General features: G+C 48.0%; 23 protein-coding genes. 16 read left to right on the top strand and 7 right to left on the bottom strand.

Going from position 1 to position 22,876, the window contains the following annotated elements:
- Window positions 1-5 precede the first annotated feature (5 nt).
- Window positions 6-890 carry an OmpA family protein gene (locus EXU85_RS01540; protein WP_142770394.1) on the bottom strand — a complete coding sequence of 295 codons (885 nt, stop codon included), beginning with the start codon at window positions 888-890 and terminating at the stop codon, window positions 6-8.
- Window positions 891-1,167: 277 nt separating this feature from the next.
- Between EXU85_RS01540 and EXU85_RS01535 the strand changes: the two genes are divergently transcribed.
- From EXU85_RS01535 to EXU85_RS01515, 5 genes are all read left to right on the top strand, one after another.
- A complete protein-coding gene (locus tag EXU85_RS01535) occupies window positions 1,168-2,292 on the top strand; it encodes a lactonase family protein (protein WP_142770393.1) in 1,125 nt (374 codons plus the stop codon).
- 43 nt (window positions 2,293-2,335) lie between these two features.
- Window positions 2,336-2,932, top strand: coding sequence for a DUF1080 domain-containing protein (locus tag EXU85_RS01530; protein WP_142770392.1), 597 nt, complete (start codon window positions 2,336-2,338; stop codon window positions 2,930-2,932).
- Window positions 2,933-3,024: 92 nt separating this feature from the next.
- Window positions 3,025-3,870, top strand: coding sequence for a DUF1080 domain-containing protein (locus tag EXU85_RS01525; RefSeq protein ID WP_142770391.1), 846 nt, complete (start codon window positions 3,025-3,027; stop codon window positions 3,868-3,870).
- 85 nt (window positions 3,871-3,955) lie between these two features.
- Window positions 3,956-7,243: a S41 family peptidase gene (locus tag EXU85_RS01520; protein ID WP_142770390.1), complete on the top strand. Its 3,288-nt coding sequence runs from the start codon at window positions 3,956-3,958 to the stop codon at window positions 7,241-7,243.
- A gap of 163 nt (window positions 7,244-7,406) precedes the next feature.
- Window positions 7,407-8,051, top strand: coding sequence for a hypothetical protein (locus tag EXU85_RS01515; RefSeq protein WP_142770389.1), 645 nt, complete (start codon window positions 7,407-7,409; stop codon window positions 8,049-8,051).
- Window positions 8,052-8,061: 10 nt separating this feature from the next.
- Here the strand turns inward: EXU85_RS01515 and EXU85_RS01510 are convergent, their stop codons facing one another.
- On the bottom strand, window positions 8,062-8,565 hold the full coding sequence (locus tag EXU85_RS01510; protein ID WP_142770388.1) for a DUF6265 family protein: 504 nt from the start codon (window positions 8,563-8,565) through the stop codon (window positions 8,062-8,064).
- A gap of 157 nt (window positions 8,566-8,722) precedes the next feature.
- Here EXU85_RS01510 and EXU85_RS01505 point away from each other — a divergent pair, with 157 nt between their 5' ends.
- The 7 genes from EXU85_RS01505 to EXU85_RS01475 all read left to right on the top strand — a co-directional run bounded on the left by EXU85_RS01505 (window position 8,723) and on the right by EXU85_RS01475 (window position 13,417).
- The gene (locus EXU85_RS01505) at window positions 8,723-9,628 is read left to right on the top strand and encodes a DnaJ C-terminal domain-containing protein (protein WP_142770387.1); all 906 of its coding nucleotides are present in this window, start codon (window positions 8,723-8,725) and stop codon (window positions 9,626-9,628) included.
- Window positions 9,629-9,639: 11 nt separating this feature from the next.
- Window positions 9,640-9,942 (top strand): chaperone modulator CbpM, encoded by a 303-nt coding sequence (locus tag EXU85_RS01500; protein WP_142770386.1) that lies wholly within the window; start codon window positions 9,640-9,642, stop codon window positions 9,940-9,942.
- A gap of 113 nt (window positions 9,943-10,055) precedes the next feature.
- Window positions 10,056-10,670 carry a sulfite oxidase-like oxidoreductase gene (locus EXU85_RS01495; RefSeq protein WP_142770385.1) on the top strand — a complete coding sequence of 205 codons (615 nt, stop codon included), beginning with the start codon at window positions 10,056-10,058 and terminating at the stop codon, window positions 10,668-10,670.
- A gap of 8 nt (window positions 10,671-10,678) precedes the next feature.
- Complete coding sequence (locus tag EXU85_RS01490) at window positions 10,679-11,419, top strand: ferredoxin reductase (RefSeq protein WP_142770384.1); 741 nt, start codon at window positions 10,679-10,681, stop codon at window positions 11,417-11,419.
- Between the two features lie 25 nt (window positions 11,420-11,444).
- Complete coding sequence (locus EXU85_RS01485; RefSeq protein ID WP_142770383.1) at window positions 11,445-11,747, top strand: DUF6510 family protein; 303 nt, start codon at window positions 11,445-11,447, stop codon at window positions 11,745-11,747.
- Between the two features lie 2 nt (window positions 11,748-11,749).
- On the top strand, window positions 11,750-12,217 hold the full coding sequence (locus tag EXU85_RS01480; RefSeq protein ID WP_142770382.1) for a hypothetical protein: 468 nt from the start codon (window positions 11,750-11,752) through the stop codon (window positions 12,215-12,217).
- 135 nt (window positions 12,218-12,352) lie between these two features.
- Window positions 12,353-13,417 carry a P1 family peptidase gene (locus EXU85_RS01475; protein WP_246859601.1) on the top strand — a complete coding sequence of 355 codons (1,065 nt, stop codon included), beginning with the start codon at window positions 12,353-12,355 and terminating at the stop codon, window positions 13,415-13,417.
- A 62-nt stretch (window positions 13,418-13,479) separates the two neighbouring features.
- Here the strand turns inward: EXU85_RS01475 and EXU85_RS01470 are convergent, their stop codons facing one another.
- The 3 genes from EXU85_RS01470 to EXU85_RS01460 all read right to left on the bottom strand — a co-directional run bounded on the left by EXU85_RS01470 (window position 13,480) and on the right by EXU85_RS01460 (window position 16,961).
- Complete coding sequence (locus tag EXU85_RS01470; protein WP_142770380.1) at window positions 13,480-14,052, bottom strand: hypothetical protein; 573 nt, start codon at window positions 14,050-14,052, stop codon at window positions 13,480-13,482.
- A 110-nt stretch (window positions 14,053-14,162) separates the two neighbouring features.
- Window positions 14,163-16,223, bottom strand: coding sequence for an OPT family oligopeptide transporter (locus tag EXU85_RS01465; protein ID WP_142770379.1), 2,061 nt, complete (start codon window positions 16,221-16,223; stop codon window positions 14,163-14,165).
- A gap of 69 nt (window positions 16,224-16,292) precedes the next feature.
- The gene (locus EXU85_RS01460; RefSeq protein WP_142770378.1) at window positions 16,293-16,961 is read right to left on the bottom strand and encodes a helix-turn-helix domain-containing protein; all 669 of its coding nucleotides are present in this window, start codon (window positions 16,959-16,961) and stop codon (window positions 16,293-16,295) included.
- Window positions 16,962-17,123: 162 nt separating this feature from the next.
- Here EXU85_RS01460 and EXU85_RS01455 point away from each other — a divergent pair, with 162 nt between their 5' ends.
- A complete protein-coding gene (locus tag EXU85_RS01455; RefSeq protein WP_142770377.1) occupies window positions 17,124-17,606 on the top strand; it encodes a sterol desaturase family protein in 483 nt (160 codons plus the stop codon).
- Window positions 17,607-17,704: 98 nt separating this feature from the next.
- On the opposite strand, the gene EXU85_RS01450 is transcribed toward EXU85_RS01455, so the two are convergent.
- A complete protein-coding gene (locus tag EXU85_RS01450; protein ID WP_009284883.1) occupies window positions 17,705-17,926 on the bottom strand; it encodes a DUF2795 domain-containing protein in 222 nt (73 codons plus the stop codon).
- 248 nt (window positions 17,927-18,174) lie between these two features.
- Between EXU85_RS01450 and EXU85_RS01445 the strand changes: the two genes are divergently transcribed.
- Window positions 18,175-18,900 carry a copper homeostasis protein CutC gene (locus EXU85_RS01445; RefSeq protein ID WP_142770376.1) on the top strand — a complete coding sequence of 242 codons (726 nt, stop codon included), beginning with the start codon at window positions 18,175-18,177 and terminating at the stop codon, window positions 18,898-18,900.
- Between the two features lie 34 nt (window positions 18,901-18,934).
- Here EXU85_RS01445 and purU read toward each other — a convergent pair whose 3' ends face one another.
- The gene (purU, locus tag EXU85_RS01440) at window positions 18,935-19,804 is read right to left on the bottom strand and encodes a formyltetrahydrofolate deformylase (RefSeq protein WP_142770375.1); all 870 of its coding nucleotides are present in this window, start codon (window positions 19,802-19,804) and stop codon (window positions 18,935-18,937) included.
- An 80-nt stretch (window positions 19,805-19,884) separates the two neighbouring features.
- Here purU and EXU85_RS01435 point away from each other — a divergent pair, with 80 nt between their 5' ends.
- Entirely contained in the window at window positions 19,885-20,892 is a 1,008-nt protein-coding gene (locus EXU85_RS01435) for an isoaspartyl peptidase/L-asparaginase family protein (RefSeq protein ID WP_142770374.1), read from the top strand.
- Window positions 20,893-20,986: 94 nt separating this feature from the next.
- A complete protein-coding gene (locus EXU85_RS01430) occupies window positions 20,987-22,807 on the top strand; it encodes a glycosyltransferase (protein WP_142770373.1) in 1,821 nt (606 codons plus the stop codon).
- The last annotated feature ends 69 nt before the right edge of the window (window positions 22,808-22,876 follow it).

Raw genomic sequence — 22,876 nt, 5'->3', positions numbered from 1 at the left:
AGCTATTATTTGCTTCCGCCAGCCTGACCGCTCGAAAGCAGGTTAAAGAACTGATCGAGTTTGGGCGTAATGATAATTTCCGTTCGGCGGTTTTGCTGACGACCGGCGTCGGTCGTGTTATCATCTTTAGGAGCAAATTCAGAACGGCCACCAGCAGTCATACGCTCAGGCGCTACGCTAAATTTCTTCTGCAACGTCCGAACAACAGATGTAGCCCGTAATGCACTCAAATCCCAGTTGTCTTTGATAGACGATGTAGCAATGGGGACAACGTCCGTATGACCTTCTACTAAGATATCGAGATCTTTGTGATCATTTACGACCTTAGCCACTTTGCCCAGTACGGTTTCAGCAGCTGGCAACACTTCAAAACTACCTGATTTGAAGAGCAGTTTATCTGAAAGAGAAACATACACAACTCCTTTCTTCACTTCAACCTGAACATCCTGGTCGTTAATATCATCCAAAGACCGCTTCAGACTCATCACCAGCGCCAGATTCATTGAATCTTTCCGTTGAATAGAAGCATTGAGGTTATTGGTGTATTTGGTTTGCTCGTTCAGGGTTTCGAGTGATTTCTTAATACTTTCGGCACCCGACTTACTCACAATGGACAAATCCGACATCCGGTCGAGGAGGTTCGTGTTCGTCTTTTTGAGGTAGTCGATCTGAGATTGCAAATCGGTAACCTGCTTATCTTTACCTTGCAGGTCTGTGTCTTTAGCTGCCAGTTGTGTTTTCAGATCAGCCGTGCGTTGGTCACAATCGTTCAACGAAGCAACAGCCTTGTCGCGAGCGTCTTGTAGGGATTTAATTTCAGCCAGCCGCTTCTTACTATTGCAGGAAGCCAGCATAGTCACAGCAGCAATGATAATCAAAAATCGTTTCATACTGATAGAGAAGAATAGTAACTAGTAACGAAAAAGTTAGGTTATTAACAATATACACCCAGCATAAACTGAATCGTTTTGCAAAAGTACAAGATTCTGACTAATCGTTTTAATACCAATTTTCATGTAAAGCTATTCTATCCGCTTTTTTCCTTAGAAATTAATTAGAATTTGCTTAGATCGCTATAAGCAGCAAACCCTACCCTACGATGAACAAAAATGACATCGGTAGTTTAAAGCCGCTTTGCTCTTATTAATTTGACTCATCATTGTTTTTATGAATAAACCCTTAACAACCATTTTGATTGGCCTAAGCCTGGCCGCACAAGCTCAGTCGGCCAAAGAAATCATGTACATTGGTACTTATTCCACGCGGGGAAGCGAAGGTATCTATGTGTTTGAGTTCGACCGAAAAGCAGGTACCATGCAACCGGTCCAATCGGTCTCTAATGCAAAAAGTCCATCATTTTTGGCCCTTCACCCTTCAGGTAACTACCTCTATTCTGCAAACGAAGCAGCGGCTAAAACGGAAGGCGGTGTGAGCGCCTATTCCATTGACCGGACTACAGGTAAACTAACCCTTCTGAATAGCCAGCCATCTCTGGCCTCGGCCCCCTGCCATGTTAGTGTTGACCAGACGGGAAAAACAGCCTTCGTTGCTAACTACGGCGGAGGGAGCCTAACAGTATTACCTATCAAGGCAGATGGTACGCTGGCCCCGGCAACCGATACTGTTCAGGATACAGGGGCTGGGCCTAATGCCAAGCGGCAGGAAAGAGCACACGTTCACTCCGCGACACTGGCCCCTGATAACCGATTCCTGTATGTGGCCGATCTGGGCATTGATAAGCTTACGATCTTCGACATTGACGTTAAGTCCAGCAAAGTAAAACCAGCAACAGTACCCTATGTAGCTGTAAAGCCTGGATCGGGACCCCGCCATTTTACATTCCATCCTAATGGAAAATACGCCTATTTAGTAGAAGAACTGACTTCCTCGGTGGCTGTGTTTTCACGAAATGCCAAAACGGGTGCTCTAACCTTACTGGAAGACAATGTGAAGACCTTACCAGCTAATTTTACCAGTGAGAATACCAGTGCCGATATTCATATTGACCCGGCAGGCAAATTCCTGTATCAGTCAAACCGGGGTTATAATTCGCTGGCTATTTTTGCCATCGGTACCGATGGCAAGCTGACCAAAGTGGGTGATCAATCTACGGAAGGGAAAACACCCCGAAACTTCCTGATTGATCCCAAAGGGGATTTTGTCTTTGTTGCCAATCAGGATTCGGATAACATCACGATTTTCAAACGCGATCAGAAAACCGGAAAACTAACCTATACTGGTCACTCCGTGAAAGTACCCGCTCCCGTCTGCGTAATCATGGCCAGTCGGTAATTATATACCCAAAAATCAATAATACACCCCAAACTCCTAATCAATGAAATACTGCGTTGCTTTCGGCCTTATGTTAACTGTACTGGCCTTCACAGCCCCAACCAAAACCATTAAGCTGTTTAATGGCAAAGATCTAAGCGGGTGGAAAATTTACGGTACCGAAAAATGGTATGTCGAAAACGGTGAACTCATCTGCGAAAGCGGTCCTGACAAGAAATACGGCTATCTGGCTACCGAGAAATTCTACAAGAATTTCGACTTAACACTGGAATTCAAAGAGGAAGCCAATGGCAATAGTGGTGTATTTTTCCGGTCAACGGTAGAGGGCACTAAAGTGAATGGCTGGCAGGTAGAAGTGGCTCCACCCAATCATGATACGGGCGGTATCTATGAATCATACGGTCGTGGCTGGCTGGTGCAGATTCCCGACGAAAAAGAAACCATTCTGAAACCTACCGATTGGAATAAACTCCGCATTCGGGTAGAAGGCGATCATGTTCAAACCTTCCTGAACGGTACACCTATGGTTGATTTAACAGACGAAAAAATTGGTAAAGGCGAAGGCTCTGTAGCCTTACAAATCCATGATGGTGGCGGTATTAAAGTCCGCTGGCGGAATATGAAGTTGCAGGAATTGTAAAAATAAAAATGCCATAACTGCTGAGTTATGGCATTTTTATTTTACCACTTTTCGTTATCCCCTTTTCCTCTTCCCAAAACCCCTTAATGCGAATGAAATTCCTCTTCTTACCGATATGCCTCAGTGTGGTTTCGCTCATTTCCCTTCGTGCGCAACCCTCTTCCCAGCCAGGAAGGTGGCAATCTCTTTTCAATGGGAAAAACTTAAGTGGTTGGGAAACCTACCTTGATCGCCCTTATGCGAAAGATAATCAGGCAGAAAAAAGCCCGCCCATTGGCCTCAATAACGACCCAAATCATGTTTTCTCGGTAACGACCGTAGAGGGTCAACCAGCCCTGCGGATTTCGGGAGAAACCTTCGGCGGTATCAATACGCTTGCCGAATTCGAGAATTACCATCTCCGAATGGAATTCAAGTGGGGAACACTAAAGTGGCCTCCCAAACTCGACCGCCCCCGCGATAGTGGGCTACTATATCATAGCGTAGGCCCGCACGGAACGCCCATGTTATGGATGGAGTCGTTTGAATTGCAGGTACAGGAGGGCGATTGTGGTGATTATTGGGGCGTTATGAACGTACTAGCCGATATATCAGCCCGTAAAACGGATAAAGGCACTTATGTGTATGAGCCAGGAGCCACGCCAATTACATTTCAGGATAAAACACCCGTTGGCCGGTCATGTCTGAAGTACCCTGACGCCGAGAAACCTTCGGGACAGTGGAATGTACTGGAGCTATATTGTGTCGGCGATACATGCCTGCATGTCATGAATGGCAAAGTCAATCTAGTATTGACCCACACGCGCCACCTTGTCGATGGGCAGGTGGTGCCGCTCACGAAAGGTAAAATTCAATTGCAATCGGAAGGCGCAGAAGTGTTTTATAAGAACATTCAGATTCGCAATATTAGCCTGTTACCAGCCGAATTACTTCGGTAGAATTCACCTAATCTGATTCAGAACAGTGTAGGGTGAATCGAGCATAATGTTTAATTTTAGAGAATATAAAATCCTCTTTTCCCCAATGCACACTTCTCCAACACGTTTACTACTTCACTGCTTACTACTCACGCTAGTTGCGATTCCATCCGTTGGGCAAACGCAGCCACTTACGCCAGCACCCAAATTTGCTTATGCCGAACCCAGCCTTTCGCCCGATGGGAGCGAACTAGCATTTGTATCGGGTGGCGACATCTGGACCGTGCCAACGGGTGGTGGCGAAGCCCGTTTGCTGGTATCCCATCCTGACAACGAATCACGCCCACTCTATTCGCCCGATGGCAAATACGTAGCCTTTTCCTCATCACGTACCGGCAACGGCGACATTTATCTGCTCACGCTGGAAACGGGCACGATCAAACGGCTTACCTATGACGATGGCAACGAGGTACTGAATGCCTGGTCACGCGATAGCAAACTAGTTTATTTCCAATCGACCAGCCGGGACATTTCCGGTATGAACGATATCTACCGGGTTAGTATTACAGGCGGAACGCCTATGCCCGTTACGGCAGATCGCTACGCGAATGAGTTCTATAGCGCACCCTCCCCCGATAGCAAAACGCTGGCCTTTTCGGCACGGGGAATTGCCTCTAACCAGTGGTGGCGGAAAGGCCGAAGCCACCTCGATGAAGCTGAAATCTGGCTCTATCATCTGGATGCAAAAAAAAGAGACACGGCCTACGAGCGAATCACGGAAAGCGGTGCCAAAGAACTCTGGCCCATGTGGAGCCAGGATGGTAAAACACTCTATTACGTATCCGATCGGAACCAGGTACAAAACCTGTGGTCGCAGGCGCTGCCTGGTAAACCAACCCTGCTAACTACGTTTACCAGTGGTCGGGTGTTGTGGCCATCCATTAGTTACGACGGTCGAACAATCGTGTTTGAGCGCGATTTTGGCCTCTGGAAATATGACATCGCCAGTCGTCAGGCCAGCCCAATTTCAATCCGGCTCCGGGGCGTTGCTGCCAGCCCGGCAGTGGAACACCTGAAACAGACCAGCCAATTCAGGGAACTGGCGTTATCGCCGGATGGCAAGAAAGTAGCTTTCACGGTGCATGGCGAAGTATTTGCGGCCTCGGCCAAAGATGGGGGCGATGCTACGCGGATCAGCCATAACGCGGCCAATGAATCGCAACCTATCTGGACACCCAACAGCCGGGGACTTGTGTACCTGTCAGGCCGGGACGGGGCCACTCATCTTTATCGATACGATTTTGCCACCCGCGACGAAACCCGACTAACCAACGACCTCACCGACGATAGTTCACCTGTGTTTTCGCCGGATGGAAAACTACTGGCATTCATTCGAAATGGGCAGGAATTACGCGTACTGGATATGGCCACAAAAAAAGAACGGCTGCTTAAAAAGGCGTATCTGGGTCGCCCACCGCTGGCTTCGTCTGGCTCAGTCGTTTGGTCGCCGGATGGGAAATGGATTGCCTTTGCATCGTACGGGGCTAAAACTTTTCGGAATATTTCGGTTATCTCGGCTGCTGGTGGCGATAGTAAACCCATTAGTTTTCTGGCCAATACATTTGGTGGTAATCTGAGCTGGAGTCCTGATGGAAAATACATTTTGTTCAGTACAACCCAGCGTACCGAAACAGCGCAAATTGCCCGAATTGACTTAGTACCTCGTCCGCCCAAATTCCGGGAAGATCAGTTCCGGGATCTGTTCAATGAAGAAATTCCAAAAACACTAAAACCCACAACACCACCGTCCACAACCGCAAAAACCCCGGCTCGTGACACCACAGCGCGAGCAGATACTGCCGACAAAGCCAGTAAAGGTGGAGCAACCAATATCGTTTTCGAGGACATTCGGCAACGGCTCAGCTTATTGCCGGTGGGTGTCGATGTAGATGCTCACTCCATTAGCAAGGATGGAAAAACGCTGTTGCTAATTGCTACAGTGGCGGGCCAGCAGAATTTATACACCTATTCACTCGATGAATTAGGGCGAGAACAAAGCGTAGCCAGGCAGTTAACGTCAACACCAGGCAACAAAAGCGGGGCTCAGTTTTCGTCCGATGGCAAAGAGATTTTCTACATCGAGCAAGGCCGAATCCAATCCGTTGCGCTGGATCGACGGGAGCCAAAACCACTGAGTATTACGGCAGAAATGGATGTTGATTTCAGCGATGAGAAAGTGCAGGTATTCCGCCAGGCGTGGGACATTCAGAGCAAAGGCTTTTATGACTCCACATTTCATGGGGCAGACTGGAAAGCGATTCGGGCCGAGTATGAACCCCTGGCAGCGGGTGCTCGCACACCTGATGAATTACGTCGGCTCATCAGCCTGATGCTTGGCGAACTGAATGCATCTCACTCGGGCATTTCGGCACCTGCGGGGTCTGTCCAGACAACAACGGGACGTCTTGGACTCCGTTTCGACCGCACAGACTATGAAACCACCGGTCGACTACGAATCACCGAAGTGATTGCGTTGAGTCCCGCCGATATAGCAGGTACGATTAAGGTAGGGGATTATCTGTTGGGCGTCGATGATACGAAAATCAACGCGACTACAAATCTGGATCAATTGCTGGAAAACCAGATCAATCGTCGGATTTCGCTGATGATTGCCTCGTCGGCAACGGCTCCCCCGCGCGAGGTAGTGGTACGGCCCGTTAATCTGGCCACCGAGAAAGGACTTCTGTATAAGCAATGGGTACAGCAGCAGCGCGAGTACGTAAATAAAGCCAGTAACGGACGACTCGGCTATGTGCATTTATTCGATATGTCGGCGGAGTCGCTGGCGCAGTTGAATATTGATTTAGACGCTGACAACCATGCTCGTGAAGGTGTTGTGGTTGATGTTCGAAATAATAATGGGGGATTTGTAAACGCCTATGCGCTGGATGTATTTACGCGTAAAGGCTACATGACCATGACCCCACGCGGACTACCATCGGCCCCGGCACGAACTCAGCTAGGCCAACGGGCGCTGGAACGACCTACGATTCTGGTCACGAACCAACACTCGCTTTCGGATGCGGAAGACTTTACGGAAGGCTACCGGACCCTCAAGCTGGGTAAAGTGGTGGGTGAACCTACAGGAGGCTGGATTATCTACACGTCTGCCGCACAACTCATTGATGGATCGAACCTACGCCTGCCGTTCATTAAAATTACGGACAACACAGGTAAAAATATGGAACTAGCTCCTCGCCCGGTCGATATTCTGGTAGCGCGTCCAATTGGCGAAAGCTATACCGACAAAAACGTTCAGTTAGATAAAGCCGTAGCGGAACTACTTAACGAGTTGAACGAAGCGAAAGCATCCAAACTCAGCACCGGGAAGTAAGATAGTCTGGCACGACGGGTCCGCCCAAGCGCCAGAGAACAAAAAGGGGAACGTGATTTACTTGTCACGTTCCCCTTTTTGTTTACCCATCTCCTCCTGTTATCAAGTGGAGCTCCCAGTTGGCGAATGGAATCTATAGCTTTCCGGCATAAATAGATTCGACATGTTTCTCATTCGTCCACTAGCGATTGGATTGATAATCTGCCTGATGGCAGGTAAATCCGTTGCGCAATCCTCTAAAAAAACAATGACTGGCGAATATTACCTATCCGGTGTTCGTGAAGTAGGCTCAGGCATCAAACTAAACGCCGATTCTACCTTTGACTTTTTCTTCTCCTACGGTGCACTCGACAGAATGGGTCAGGGTACCTGGAAACAGCAGGGCAAGCAGATAATACTGAACAGTCGCCCACGTCCGCCGAGAGACTTTGCACTAGTTACCAGCCGAACCGTTCCCGGCACTGGACTAACCATTCGTATCGTTGACCCGAATAAACAAATTCTGCGCTATGTGGAATGCGCCATTAAAAACGGAAAAGCCATTCAGCGGGAAATGACCAATTCAGATGGGCAAGTCCATTTTACTCAACAAGCCCCCGAAGCCATTTCGCTCCGATTCGAACTTTGCCCGGATCGGTATTCAGTTTTCTCCATCACCAACCCAGCGCATAACTACTTCGAGTTTCGCTTTGAACCCTGGATTGCAGAGGCTTTTTTCGAGAACGTAACCTACACACTTTCCGAAACTGGATTTGAAGGCCCGCACCCGCTGTTAGAACCAGGCAAAACCTATTCGTTTGAGCATTAATAGAAGTAGCCTATTTCCCGAAGCGATTGAATACAAACAGGTCGGTAAACGCCCACTTTCCATCCTTCAGTTGGCCCCGTTGAATAGCCAGTTGGTCTGCCGATCGTTTTTCGTAGATAATGCGAATAGAGCCGTCTTCTTTCTCGAAGGTGGCTTTATCTTTTCCAGCTTCGATGAACCGGTAGCGATCCGATTTGTCTTTTTCCTCCTGCCCAATCAGGCCGGGTTTAAAATGCTTTACCAGAACGATCGGGCCTTGCTCCGTCTGCTCAAAAATCAGCATTTCGTACATGGTGACTTTATTATCCCGCATCATGCGCATAAACCCGGTCAGGTTGTCGCCAACAGGCGCTATCCAGGCTGCTTCAATTGGGCCACCGTTGAAGGTTCCCAGCCAACGCCCTTCCATAAAACTAACGTCGGATAGCGAACCGGTTTTGGCGGTTTGCGCGTAGGTGGTGAGGCTAACAAGAAGGGCAACTAAGAAAAGGTAAGGTAAGCGAATGATTTTCATGAGGATTTAGGATTTACTTTGAGGACAGCAAATTACGGGAATATGTGCTGATAAAAATCAACTCCTACGGCCCATAGTCTTCCCGTATCTTTACAACCATACCTACCTATTCGGTGTTTAGTTAGCGTGTTCGTTATTCAAGACACTCCCACCTCTTATGGACTTTATCGATTACTACAGCGTTCTGGGCGTACCGAAGACCGCGTCGGACGAAGACATCAAGAAAGCGTATCGTAAACTGGCTCGGAAACACCATCCTGATTTGAACCCAAACGATGCGGAGGCCAACAAGAAATTTCAGCAGATCAATGAGGCCAATGAAGTATTGAGCGACCCCGAAAAGCGCAAGAAATACGATCAGTACGGCAGAGACTGGCAACATGCCGACCAGTTTGAGCAAGCCCGACAGCAACAGCGGTCCCGGCCTCAATACGCCCAGGGTGATACCGGAGATTATGATTTTTCGGGCGGTTTCGGGGGAAGTGATTTCTCGGATTTTTTCTCGTCTATGTTTGGGCAGGATGCGGGAATGGGCGGAGGTCGGCGGCAGGCTAAATTTAAAGGACAGGATTACCAGGCCGAATTGACGCTCAATCTACGTGATGCGTACACCACGCATAAACAAACCCTGACCGTCGATGGCAAAAACATCCGTATTACCGTTCCGGCGGGTATCGAGAACGGGCAAAAAATAAAACTTGCGGGTTATGGCGCACCAGGTGTAAATGGTGGTCCTAACGGCGATTTGTACATCACGTTCGTTATTGCCGACGATAGCCGCTATAAACGTAAAGGCAATGATTTGTATGTCGACGAGGAAATTGACCTCTATACGGCCATGTTGGGTGGCGAACGTATCGTTGAAACAATGGACGGCAAAGTAAAACTGACCGTAAAACCAGAAACGCAATCAGGCACGAAAGTTCGTTTGAAAGGCAAAGGCTTCCCGGTCTACAAACAGGAAGGTTCCTTTGGCGATCTGTACATTACCTGGCAGGTAAAGCTCCCTACCAATCTAACGGATCAGCAAAAAGAGCTATTCCGCCAATTATCGACCCTTTAACCCTAGAAAAGATGCAAACGACCCATCTGATCTCAGTCCGTGAATTTTGCCTGTATCATCATGTTGAAATCACGTTTGTTGAAACCCTAGCCGATAATGGCCTGATCGAAACAACGATTGTTGAGCAAATCACTTATGTCCAACCCGAGCAACTGGGCCGCTTGGAGAAGCTAGTCCGCCTGCATCAGGATCTGGCAATTCATGCCGACGATCTGGACGTAGTCAGTGATTTGCTGGATCGCGTAGAAGACTTACAGCAACAACTTTCCCAGTTGCAAAATCGACTGATTTTCTATGAATCCTCCACTAATTAACTATGGATGCCAGCAACAGTAGTTTCAGAACTCATTCTTTTTTAGCAGATTGTGACTAGTTTAGGTTGATTACCAATACGTCTCCTTCCTTCATTTTTCGACAAACAAAGATCATGGCTTCATTCTTCAACAAAGGGTTCGGACGAAAACGCGAGTCCATATCCAGTGAACGGATTCCACCTGGCCAATACGAAACCTACGATTTCCCCGTATTAACAGCTGGCCCAACACCTCGTATTCCACTGACTACCTGGTCATTCGCGCTGGAGGGGCTCGTAGAAACACCCATCCAATGGAGCTGGGAGCAGTTCAATGCCCTACCGAAGCAATCGTTTACGAACGATATTCACTGCGTAACGAAGTGGTCGAAGCTGGATACGCACTGGGAAGGCGTCAGCATAGAAACGCTGCTTGAACATGTTGACCTAAAGCCTGAAGCCCGTTACGTAATGGCCTATTCTTATGGCGATTATACAACCAATATTCCGCTCGAAGACCTCCGTTTGGGTAAAGCATTCATCGGGATAAACTTCGATGGAAAACCCTTAACTCCCGAACACGGTGGCCCCGCCCGGCTAGTGGTTCCTCATTTGTATTTCTGGAAAAGCGCAAAGTGGATCAAGGGCTTACGGTTTATGGAATCCGATAAGCCTGGCTTCTGGGAACGCGGAGGTTACAGTATGTACGGTGATCCCTGGAAGGAACAACGGTATCGGACGGACGACTGAACAACAGCATGGAAAAATTTCAGTGGCAGATTGCCCAGGTAAAAGCCATTACGCAGGAAACACCTCGTGTAAAAACCTTTACCCTACAACTACCGCAGTGGATTGCTCATATAGCTGGTCAGCACTATGATCTTCGGCTAACGGCAGAAGACGGCTACCAGGCCGAACGTAGTTATTCAATTGCATCGCCCCCTGAGCAAACGGGTGAAATTGACCTCACAGTTGAATTAATTGACGACGGTGAAGTATCTTCCTATTTGCATGAAGGCATTTCGATAGGTGATCCGCTGGAAGTACGGGGGCCCATTGGCGGCTATTTTGTCTGGAAAGATAACCTGGCCACTACGCCCCTATTGCTGATTGCAGGGGGGTCTGGCATTGTACCGCTCATGGCTATGCTTCGCCACCGGGCTCGGATTGGTGCCACAAACCCGACGATTCTACTCTTTAGTGTCCGCACAGCCGAGGAAACCATTTATGGGCAGGAGCTGAGACAGTTAGCCGAGGAGGATGCTCATTTTACATTACTGCTCACCTATACACGTCAGGCCCCACCAAATTGGACCGGCTACCAACGTCGGGTAGATCGTACAATGTTAACTGAAGTGCTGAACCAGTTTGCCAGTCAGCCAATCTGTTTTGTCTGCGGCCCTACCCTCCTTGTAGAGCAGGTAGCGAATACACTGGTTGATGTAGGCTTACCAACTGATACGATTCGTACGGAACGATTTGGCCCAACCGGTGCCTGATGTATACACTAAATCTGGCCCTACTATGAATACAGACACCGATACGATTAATGAAGCCTTTCGATTGGATGGCAATGCCGTAGCTGGTGAATTGCAAATGCTGCTCGGCTTTGACGTTACCGTGCTCCAGACAACGTGCAGCCATTGCCAAAAGGAAGGCCAATTTGCAACTCTGCTGGCTTATGTCCGGGGGCCGGGCATAGTACTTCGCTGCTCCACCTGCAATGGCATGGTACTACAGGTTGTAAAAACGCCCCAAACGATCATGATCACAGTCGAAGGAATAGTAGCCGGATTAACCAGTACAATCATTCAACGTCAACGATAAAAATGCGTCTCATCTTCGCTCCTATCGCCTTGTTATTTCTTCTTACGAGTTGTGGTCAGCGTTCGGCAAAAACTGAATCAGCCACCCTAGGCGACTCGACAGTACGTACTAACGCAGTAGAAAAGACCCTACCCGATACACTATGCTTCCGGCAAATCGTTGGGCGGGATTCCATTACGCTCCAGTTGGTTATTAAAGATTCAATAGTAACGGGTGAGCTAGATGTAATCCCTTTTGAGAAAGATCGGGCCCGTGGCTCCATACATGGCACACGAACCAACAACCAAATTCAGGCCGACTGGCAGCGGTCGGGCGAGGGAGTAATCCAGGCGTACGAAGTAATTTTTACGTTAAAAGGCGATTCAGTAACCTGGCGCGATGGAGAACGTGTTGAAAAGGATGGAAAATGGGTGCTGAAAAATCCAGCTCAAGGCTACGAGTATGTACTACTGAAAACAGATTGCCAATAAAATTGGGCCTGCCTGGCTATTCAATGCCATAATCCAGTAATTTGAGCAGCAAGTAAATAGACCTGTCAAATGGCCTTATCCTCCCGCTATAATCTTGTCTCAACAACGTTCTTGCTGCTTATTACTGGCTTTATTATGGCCCAAACACCTAAACGTCCGCGCGAATACGGCATCCGATTTGGCATAATGCCAACGGGTACGCTCAACGCCATTACCGATGTACCAGGCGTTCGGGTAGGTCAGGTTACCCTCAAGCAGGGGCAGACTATTCATACGGGTGTTACGGCAATCCTCCCCCATACGGGCAACCAGTTTCAGCAAAAAAGCCCGGCTGCTATTTACATTGGCAACGGTTTCGGTAAACTGATGGGCTATAGCCAGATCGAAGAACTCGGTACGCTGGAAACGCCCATCGTTTTAACCAATACCTTAAGTGTCCCCACGGCTGCCGATGCACTGATTGATTATACGCTAACCCAGGCAGGCAACGAACAGGTACGATCCGTGAACTCGGTTGTGGGCGAAACCAATGATGGCTTCCTAAACGACATTCGTGGCCGACACGTAACAAAGCAGCACGTACTGGATGCAATTAAACAGGCTAAAACCGGCCCCGTAGACGAAGGCAATGTTGGCGCTGGTACAGGAACCGTTTGCTTTGGGTTTAAGGGTGGCATTGGTACGTCGTCCCGTAAATTACCTGTCTCTTTGGGAAATTATACAGTCGGCGTTTTAGTACAGACAAACTTCGGCGGTGCCTTGCAACTAGCTGGCGTCCCTATTGGCGCGGCTTTGGGCAAGTATTCCTTCAAAGAAAATCTGGATGGTTCCTGTATGATGGTTGTCTTAACCGACGCACCGTTGGATGCCCGCAATCTCAAACGTCTGGCCAAACGCGCCTTTATGGGACTAGCCAGAACGGGGGGCATTGCCTCTAACGGTAGTGGTGATTACGTGATTGCGGTATCGACTGCCTATCAAATTCTGCACGACACCCAAAGCTCGTTCGATGAAGTGAACGTACTCCGTAACGACAATGTATCGCCACTTTTCATGGCCGCTATCGAAGCCACAGAAGAAGCGATTATCAATTCACTCTTTGCTGCCCAAACCGTTATAGGAGATCAGGGACATCAGGTAGACCAATTACCGATCAATAAAGTGGTTGACTTATTAAAAAAGGCAGGCCAGGCTCGCTAAAGGTATAAACAGCCGGGTCTGGTTAAGTCACGAATCGACTACGTTTTATCTTATTCGTTAATTCAACTAGCCGAAGCTTGTTGGGTCCGTTGCCGACTACCGACTACCAGCCGTATTAGTCCGTATACAAATACAATTGCAACTACCAGCGTCACACCCCATTTTAGGTTGGTAACTACGGAACAAAGCAGGGCAGCCGCTTCCGACGCCTGAGGGTAGCTTTTAAGGAGGTACACAATGCAGGCATTTTCCATCAGATCGAATGCCCATATCCCAACCGGCAATACATTCACCAACTGGAAAGGGGCATACGTTCGGTTCCTGAACAGCAACGAGAGTATGGTGCAGAACAGAAAGGTGTAAATAAGTGGATAAACAATATCAGTTGTTAGTTCACCTTGCGCATAAATAGCCCGCCCTTCAGAACCATAGTCCGCAACCATCTGGCTGATTTTTGCCGGGTTATAACCCAACAACAGGTCAATTGGCCCTACTATCTTTCCGGCTAACGCATTCATCTGCGCTTCCAGATTTTTGAATAAATAAGCTGGGAAAGGCATGTACAGAACAACTCCTAGAAAAAGTGTCTTCCAGGAGGCAATGCGATAGAAAAACGACGAGAGCGTATTCAGCATGATTGATAGTAATTAAGGAGAGGGTTGCTTAATTATCTTTTAATAAAGCACTTACTCCTAACTACTTATCTACTCACACCTCTCCATTTAGTAAGCGGTCGCAAATCAGCTCAACGTCTGCTCTCCGCCACCCGCCATAATACAATTGCCAATCCGACAAAAGCGAGTGCACCCAGCAATTCATAGCCGCCTTCACCTAGTGCACTTGCCAACGCGGGTTCCAGCGTAAGCGATGCCAATCCATTATAAATCGACTCGTTGACAGATAGCAACGCCACAACAACGCCCGCCAACGCGCCACCAGCTACCAGACCTGTTGCGAAGAGATTCCCTTTGCCCAGATCTGCATCTTCTTCTACAGTACCCTTGCGTTTGGCGTTCCAGTCAACAATCGACTTAACCAGGCCGCCCGCAAAAATAGGAAGCGTTGTAGAAAGAGGCAGATAAAGTCCTACAGCGAAAGCTAAGGCACTAACACCTACTAACTCGAATACAAAGGCGATAAACGCGCCAACCAGCACAAACTGCCAGTCGAGGTTAAACGAGAGCAGGCCTTTGATAAGCGTGGCCATCAGCGTTCCCTGGGGGGCCGGAAATTTGTCGGAGCCAATAGCGTGTGTAATTCCCTGGGCCAGCAAATCGGGGGTGGGCGTGTCGAGAATCTTTACCGTTGCCCCCACAACCAGCGATGACACAATGACGCCAATAAACAAGGCCATTTGCTGGTATTTTGGTGTAGCACCAACCAGATAACCCGTTTTAAGATCCTGCGACGTACCACCCGCATTGGCAGCCGCTACGCAGATCATACTGCCAACCACCAATACGGCAGGTTCATATACCTTTCCGGTTAACCCAAAGCCAATGAAAACCAGCGACGTCCCCATAATGGTAGCAATGGTCATCCCGGAAACAGGAGAGGAGCTGGAGCCGATCAGTCCCACAATCCGGCTGGCAACGGTCACAAAGAAGAACCCAAATACAATAACCAGTATGGCAATCAATAATTTGGTGATAATGGAATCGCCAGGAATTTGAGGCAACACAACCATTAAAGCAGTAAGCAAAATACTGCCGATAATTACAATTCGAACACTTAAATCCTGTTCGGTACGCGGTGTCCGGCTACCAAAGCTTAATTCGTCTTCTGTTTCAATAGCACTCAACGACGAGCGGCTGAAACTTTGTTTAAAAGATGAGACAATCGTTGGAATCGTTTTGATTAAGGTCATAAAACCGCCCGCCGTAACAGCTCCTGCACCAATTTGTCGAATATACGCTCGATATACAGCCGCAGCCGTATCAGTAAACGTATGTGTCGTTGGATTCCAGCCACCAGGTCCACCCGCCGTTTGCAGATTCGTTAAATAGCCAAGCTTTTGAAGTTGTAGCGCAATCGTATCGCCCGGCACCAGAGAAGCCAACAGAGGAATTAACCCCAACCACGCCAGAATTCCCCCACCCACTAAAACTGCTGAGATCCGGAATCCAATGATATAGCCAACGCCCAGATATTCCGGTGTTATTTCGCCTGCTACCTGCGCCGACGGGAAATACCGATTAGCCTGTTTTGTGGCCCAAACGGGCACCTCGGCAATTACGTGCAGTACTTTTTGCAGAAGTGCATAGAGCAAAGCGGCACCTAACCCCTGATAGGCTGTTTTAGCAAAATCGCCCCCTTTTTCTCCCGCAATCAGTACGGATGCGCAGGCTGTACCTTCGGGATAGGGCAATGTACCATGTTCCTGCACAATCAACGATCGGCGCAAGGGAATCATCATCAGTGTACCAATCAGGCCGCCCAGAATGGCCAGCGTCAGGATTGTCCAGTAATTGAAGAAATCAGCCCCACTCCCATTAGTCAGGAAAAGAAAGCCCGGCATAGTGAATACCACCCCAGAGGCAATACTCTCACCCGCAGAGCCCGTCGTTTGAATAATGTTGTTTTCGAGAATGGTCGTGTTCAGAAACCGACGACCGAGGGAAATGGCCAATACCGCAATAGGGATGGATGCCGATACCGACAACCCGGCCTTGAGGGATAAATAGACCGTAGCGGCTCCAAACAATACACCAAACACCGCTCCGGTAATGATCGCTTTTAGGGTAAACTCAGCGGGTGATTCGGTGGCGGGTACAAACGGTTTGTGAGTAATTGGGGGCTGAGACATAGTCGTTGGTTTTGTGATGCATCGTTTCTGAGCTTCACAAAGTAAGACATTCCCAACATATACCCAACTCTACTGAATGGCCCTGGGAGTGTATTGATCCACTATATCGCTCGGGTGAATCTCAAGAACATTCGCTAGTACGAGCAACACAAGCGTTCGGGAGGCAATACGGCGCGAAATGCCGGCAATATTCGCGAATAGGTCAACCGTAATACTGTCGTGTTCGCCAAGGTGCTGCATGAGCTTATGTTCTTTCTCGCCATAGCTGAAGCGGATGTCGCGTTCGGCTTGCTCGCCTTTCAAAATCTCGCGCACTTCACGGCTGGCCTGCACCGATTTATCAGCCACGCGCACGTACACCTTTTTGTTGTCCGGTTCTGCCGGATCGGGAATAATATAATGAGGACGGGTTGGGCTTCGGGGCACACGTATCACGAGAACTTCCCGTTCGTCGTAGAGTTGTACCCGGTCAATAGTGTAGGAAATTCGGGGAAAACAAAATTTATTAATAGCCCGGACGAGCAGGTATTCGTCCTCATCGGCATATTTCAATCCCAGGATCTTCTTGTCGTCGCCGACACCGATCAGCATGATTCCTCCGTTTGTATTAGCGAAAGCGACCACGCCCCGGATTATTTTCTCGGGATGATTTGTTTTCAGCTTGAACTCTAAACTGCTACCCTCTCCCCGTTTAACCAGGTTCTTGAGCGCTTGATAGTCCATAACCGATGGGTTCATCTGGCTGTACACTGACTAGGGATAAATATACGGCTTTTCTGCAAACTTGCAAATGTCCAGCCCATATCTCTATCTTTCATTAAAAACTCGGCTTGCCTACGTCAACTTTTCGACTTAGTTAACCGTTACTAAAGTACTTCTTACTTTATAGAAAACATAAAAATGCTGGTAAACGTTGCGCTTGTTTTAGGGACGTTCGGTTTTATGGAAGGCGTTGCCTGGTTTACACACAAGTATGTCATGCATGGCTTTTTGTGGAGTTGGCATCGCGACCATCACAACCATCACAACGGTTTTTTTGAAATCAACGATTTATTTGCCGTTGTGTTTAGCCTGACCGCTATTAGTTTGATTCTTATTGGTGTCGAATTTCCAGAATGGCAATTTCTGGCCTGGATTGGAGCTGGCGTTACGCTTTACGGTTTCTTCTATTTCGTTTTCCACGACGTCATTGTTCATCGGCGCGTAAAGTTGAAAGTTGATACCAGCGGGCGGTACATGCAACGTATTATGCGGGCGCATTACATTCACCACAAAGTACATACTCGGGAAGGTGCCGAAGCATTCGGTTTCCTGTATGCGCCAAAAAAATATGACCGGGCCGTAAAAAGTAAAAAGCCCGAGACGGAATCGAAATCATTGTAACGAGGACGGTCGGTCGTTTCGGTAGAAACCCGTGTTACGTAAAAAAGGCGTAGCCCAAAGAGGGTTACGCCTTTTTTATCAAAAAATTCCCGAACGACTCAATATTCGTCTTCGTTGAAAAAGAAATCATCTTTGGTTGGATAATCCGGCCAGATTTCTTCGATGCTCTCATAGGGTTGCCCATCGTCTTCGAGCTCCTGTAAGTTTTCAACTACTTCGAGGGGGGCACCTGAGCGAATTGAATAGTCAATCAGTTCGTCTTTGGTGGCAGGCCAGGGGGCATCTTCCAGATAGGATGCCAGTTCGAGTGTCCAGTACATAGTGTGTTCGTATTTTGATGTCTATTTTCAATGAGGGTGCAAAAGTAAAAAAATCGGTAATATCCAAGCTATTTTAGGCAAAAATGTTCGCAATCGTTATTCTGCCGGGATTTAGGCCTTTAACGCGCAATAACGCCGTTTGTTTGTAGCGAAGTAAATAAATTTTATGAGACAAACTAGTAAATACTGTTTCTATTTATTTCGCCCCCGGTTATATGGCCTTTGCTTAACCTCTCTATCACTTACTTATGCTTATTGAAGTATGCGCTTATTCGCTCGATTCATGCCTCACAGCGCAGCGAGCCGGAGCCGGACGTGTTGAATTATGCGGGGGCCTTGCCGAAGGAGGAACGACACCCAGCGCAGGCCTAATTCAACTGGTTCGCCAGCACCTGACCATTCCATTTTATGTGATGATTCGGCCACGCGGGGGCGATTTTTTTTATACCGAAACCGAACTGGCCGTTATGAAAGCTGATATTTTAATGGCCAAAACGTTGGAGGCTGATGGCGTAGTACTGGGTATTTTGCAGCCTGATGGCCAGGTAAATGAAGCCCAAACGCGAGAATTGGTCGAGTTGGCCCACCCCTTGCCCGTTACATTCCATCGTGCATTCGACATGACGCGTGATCCGATCGAAGCGCTGGAAGCTGTAATACGCACAGGTGCTGTTCGTATTCTCACCTCTGGCCAGCAGCAAACCGTAAACCTGGGCTTACCCGTCCTGCGCCAATTGGCCGAGGCCTCAGCAGGACGTATTGAGATTATGGCCGGAGCTGGTGTGAATGCCCAAAATGCCAGTCAATTAATAGAAGCGGGTGTCGATGCGTTGCACCTGAGTGGTAGTCAGAAAGAAGACAGCCGTATGATTTTCCGGCAACCGTCGGTATCAATGGCTACCAGTATTCCTGATGAGTATGAATATCTAGAAGCTAATGAGGCAAAAATAAAGGCCGTGGTGCGGCAGGTGTAACGCGGTGGTTCGGCAATCCGACATCCTGTCCGCGTTACAAGACAATGGCCCGGTTACCGGAGATAAATACCCGATCGTTAAAAACCAGTTTCAACGCCTGCGACAAGACAATTTTTTCTACATCTTTCCCCTCCGTTGCCATATCGGCAGCAGTGTGTCGATGATCCACTTCCTTTACATTCTGGGCAATAATTGGCCCTTCGTCTAAGTCGTTATTTACGAAATGAGCCGTAGCTCCGATGATTTTAACACCCCGCTCGTAGGCCTGCCGGTACGGATTTGCGCCAATAAAGGCGGGCAAAAATGAATGGTGAATGTTAATAATCCGATTCGGGAAATGATTCACAAAACCAGCCGTGAGCACCCGCATATATTTAGCTAAAACCACATATTCGGGTTCATAAATAGCCATTGTTCGCAGAATGGCTTCCTCATGTTCTTCACGGGTTCGGCCTTCATGAGAAATGTAGTGAAATGGAATGCCAAACTTGCTGACTAAGGGCTGCAGCAGATTGTAGTTACTCACAACGGCCAGAATATCAGCGTCTAGTTCATCAAACGCGTACCGAATCAGTAATTCGCCAAGGCAATGGTGTTCTTTAGTCACCATCACGACAATATTTTTCTTACGCTTGGGATTCAGTCGAAACGTAATTTCAGACTGATTTGCTGAATCGGGCAATGTGGTTTTTAATTCATGTAGTAAAGATGCACTATCAAACATGTCGTGCGCGACTCCGGCCTCAAATTCAGTACGCATGAAGAAACGGCCTGACGGACTAACGTACTCATCATTATGGATGATATTTAAGTTATGCCGGAATAGTACGCCCGTTACGTGGTAAATCAGGCCCTTACTATCGGGGCCATCCATAAGTAATATATGTTTGTCAGGAAGCGCCATGCTTGGTTTTGAATAAATTGGCTAAAAGTAGCAAATGCCAGCCGTTTATTCCTTTATTTTGGGTCATAAGCACCCTATCTATGGTAAATCGACGCCGTTTTTTAACTCTCAGCTCGCTGGCCGGGCTACTCCCCTCGCTATCATTCGGTTCTACTGAATCAGTTGACATTACTAATGGCACCAATAGCCAAGTTGACTTCACTACAAATGAAGCCCCTTTACTTAGTACCCCTCTCGTCATTTCAACCTGGAAACAACCTAAGGCCAATGCAGCCGCCCAGGCCGTATTAGATCGGGGTGGGCGGGCATTGGACGCGGTAGAAGCAGGCGTGAAAGTTCCTGAAGCCGATCCAGAAGACATGAGCGTCGGGTACGGAGGTCGTCCTGATCGGGATGGGCATGTAACGCTTGATGCCTGTATCATGGATGAGAAAGGCAATGCGGGGTCTGTTACGTTTCTGGAGCATATTATGCACCCAATTTCGGTAGCGCGGGCGGTTATGGAAAAAACACCGCACGTGATGCTCAGTGGCGAAGGAGCCCTAACCTTTGCGCTCTCTCAGGGGTTTAAAAAGGAAAATCTGCTCACGAAAAAAGCGGAGAAAGAATGGCGAGAATGGCTAAAAACAGCCAAATACAAACCCATCGCCAATATCGAACGACACGACACGATTGGTATGCTGGCCATTGATGATAAAGGCAACATCTCAGGCGCTTGTACCACCAGTGGACTAGCGTACAAAATGCGGGGTCGTGTGGGTGACTCACCTATTATTGGTGCGGGCCTGTTTGTCGATAATGAAATTGGTGGGGCCTGTGCCACCGGGCTAGGCGAATTAGTTATGCGAACCTGTGGCGCATTCCTGGTGGTCGAATTAATGCGTCAGGGGCACACCCCTCAACAAGCTTGTGAAGAAGCCGCTTCACGAATTATAAGAAAACAAGATTATAAAGATATACAGGTTGGCTTTCTAGCTGTAAATAAGAAAGGTGAGCACGGAGCCTATAGTATTCAGCCGGGATTTAACTATACGTTATCAACGCAAAAAAAGACAGAGGTTACCGACGCAAAGTCATATTTGAAATAAACAAGTTTTTCTTTTATTGTTTATAGTACTTAATTGCCGTCCCAAAAGTGGGCAATTACGGCTACTATACAACTATTTAAAATCACGAACTACATTGGAATCGGTATTTTCAACATCGAAGCGGAAGCTCCTACTCGAAATAGCCTGGGAGGTGTGTAATCAGGTAGGTGGAATTTATACGGTTATCCGGTCGAAAGTGCCAGCGATGGTCGAAAAGTGGGATGATAACTACGTGGCACTGGGGCCCTACTTCCCCCAACGGTCTGCCGCTGAATTTGAACCCATTACCGAACCCGACGAAACAGAAATTGGGCAAACGGTTCGTAAAATGCGGGAATTGGGCTATACAGTTGAGTATGGTTATTGGCTTGTTACGGGTCGCCCGCGTGTTGTCCTGTTCGATCTTAACAGCATTGGTATTGATCAGTTGAACCAAATAAAAACACAGCTTTGGTTAAATCATCAACTCTCAACACTCAACGTTGAGGACCTTGTCAATCAGACAATTATCTTCGGTGAAATGGTGCGGATTTTTATCACGCTGCTAGCCGAAGATCATGCCCGACGTGTTGATTTCGTCGCTCATTTCCACGAATGGATGGCCAGCACGGGTTTGCCTGATCTGCGTCGTGATAACGTTAAAGTGGCCACTGTCTTTACCACCCACGCCACCATGCTTGGGCGTTATCTTGCCCAAAACGAGCCTGGATTTTACGGTAAACTCCCATTTTTTGATTGGAAGCGTGAAGCCCAGCACTATGGCATTGAAACACAGGCTACGGTTGAGCGGCTAGCGGCTTTACAGTCGCACGTTTTCACTACCGTCAGCGATGTAACAGCACGTGAATGCGAGGTATTTCTGGGTCGAAACCCCGACCTCGTTTTGCCCAATGGACTGAACGTCACTCGGTTTGCTGCTGTTCATGAATTCCAGAATCTGCACGTTCGATATAAACAGAAAATCCATGAGTTTATCATGGGCCACTTTTTCCAGAGCTATTCATTCGACCTGGAAAAAACGCTATACTTCTTTACCTCAGGCCGTTTCGAGTTTTCTAACAAGGGATATGATCTTACGCTCGAAGCTCTTGCCCGTCTGAATCACCGGATGCGTGAAGCCAATATGGACACAACAGTTGTTATGTTCATGGTTACCAAACAGCCATATACATCCATCAATCCCGATGTACTTCACTCCCGTGCGTTGCTTGATGAAATCCAGGAGACTTGCGAAAGTATTGAAAAACAAGTAGGTGAGCGCCTGTTCCAGGCAGCGGCTTCGAACACGCAGAGCACAACCTTGCCTGATTTAAACAGCTTTGTGGATGAGTATTGGCGGCTTCGCCTTCGGCGGACCGTTCAAAGCTGGAAAACAAAACATCTCCCTCCTTTTGTAACCCATAATCTGGTGCAGGAGGATGATATGACCCGGTTTATCCAGAAAGCAAACCTGGTCAATAATGAATACGACCGGGTTAAAATCGTTTATCACCCCGATTTCATAGCATCTACAAACCCATTGTTTGGCCTGGATTACAGCCAGTTTGTACGGGGGTGCCACCTGGGCGTATTCCCAAGCTATTACGAGCCCTGGGGCTATACTCCTCTGGAATGCGTTGTCCGCGGTATCCCAACCGTTACAAGCGACCAGTCGGGCTTTGGTGATTTCATCATGCAAATCATGCGCGACTACGAAAATCGGGGTATTTACGTGATCAATCGGCGGACACAGTCATTCAACGAAGCCGCGGACCAGTTAGCTGATGTACTTTACCGTTTTGTAAGAATGGCCCAGCGCGACCGCATCAAGCAACGTAACCGGGTTGAAAGCATTGCCGATGTGTTCGACTGGAGCAGTTTACGTTCCTACTACGACACGGCGCACGACTTGGCTTTGAAACGAAAGAAACCTTAAGTTTAAAATGTAAAATGAATAATGGTTAATGTGTAATGGCAGATTTGTCAATCATTATACATTAACCAT

The sequence above is a fragment of the Spirosoma sp. KCTC 42546 genome, assembly GCF_006965485.1.
GTDB lineage: Bacteria > Bacteroidota > Bacteroidia > Cytophagales > Spirosomataceae > Spirosoma.
This window is presented reverse-complemented; position numbering and strand designations above follow the sequence as displayed.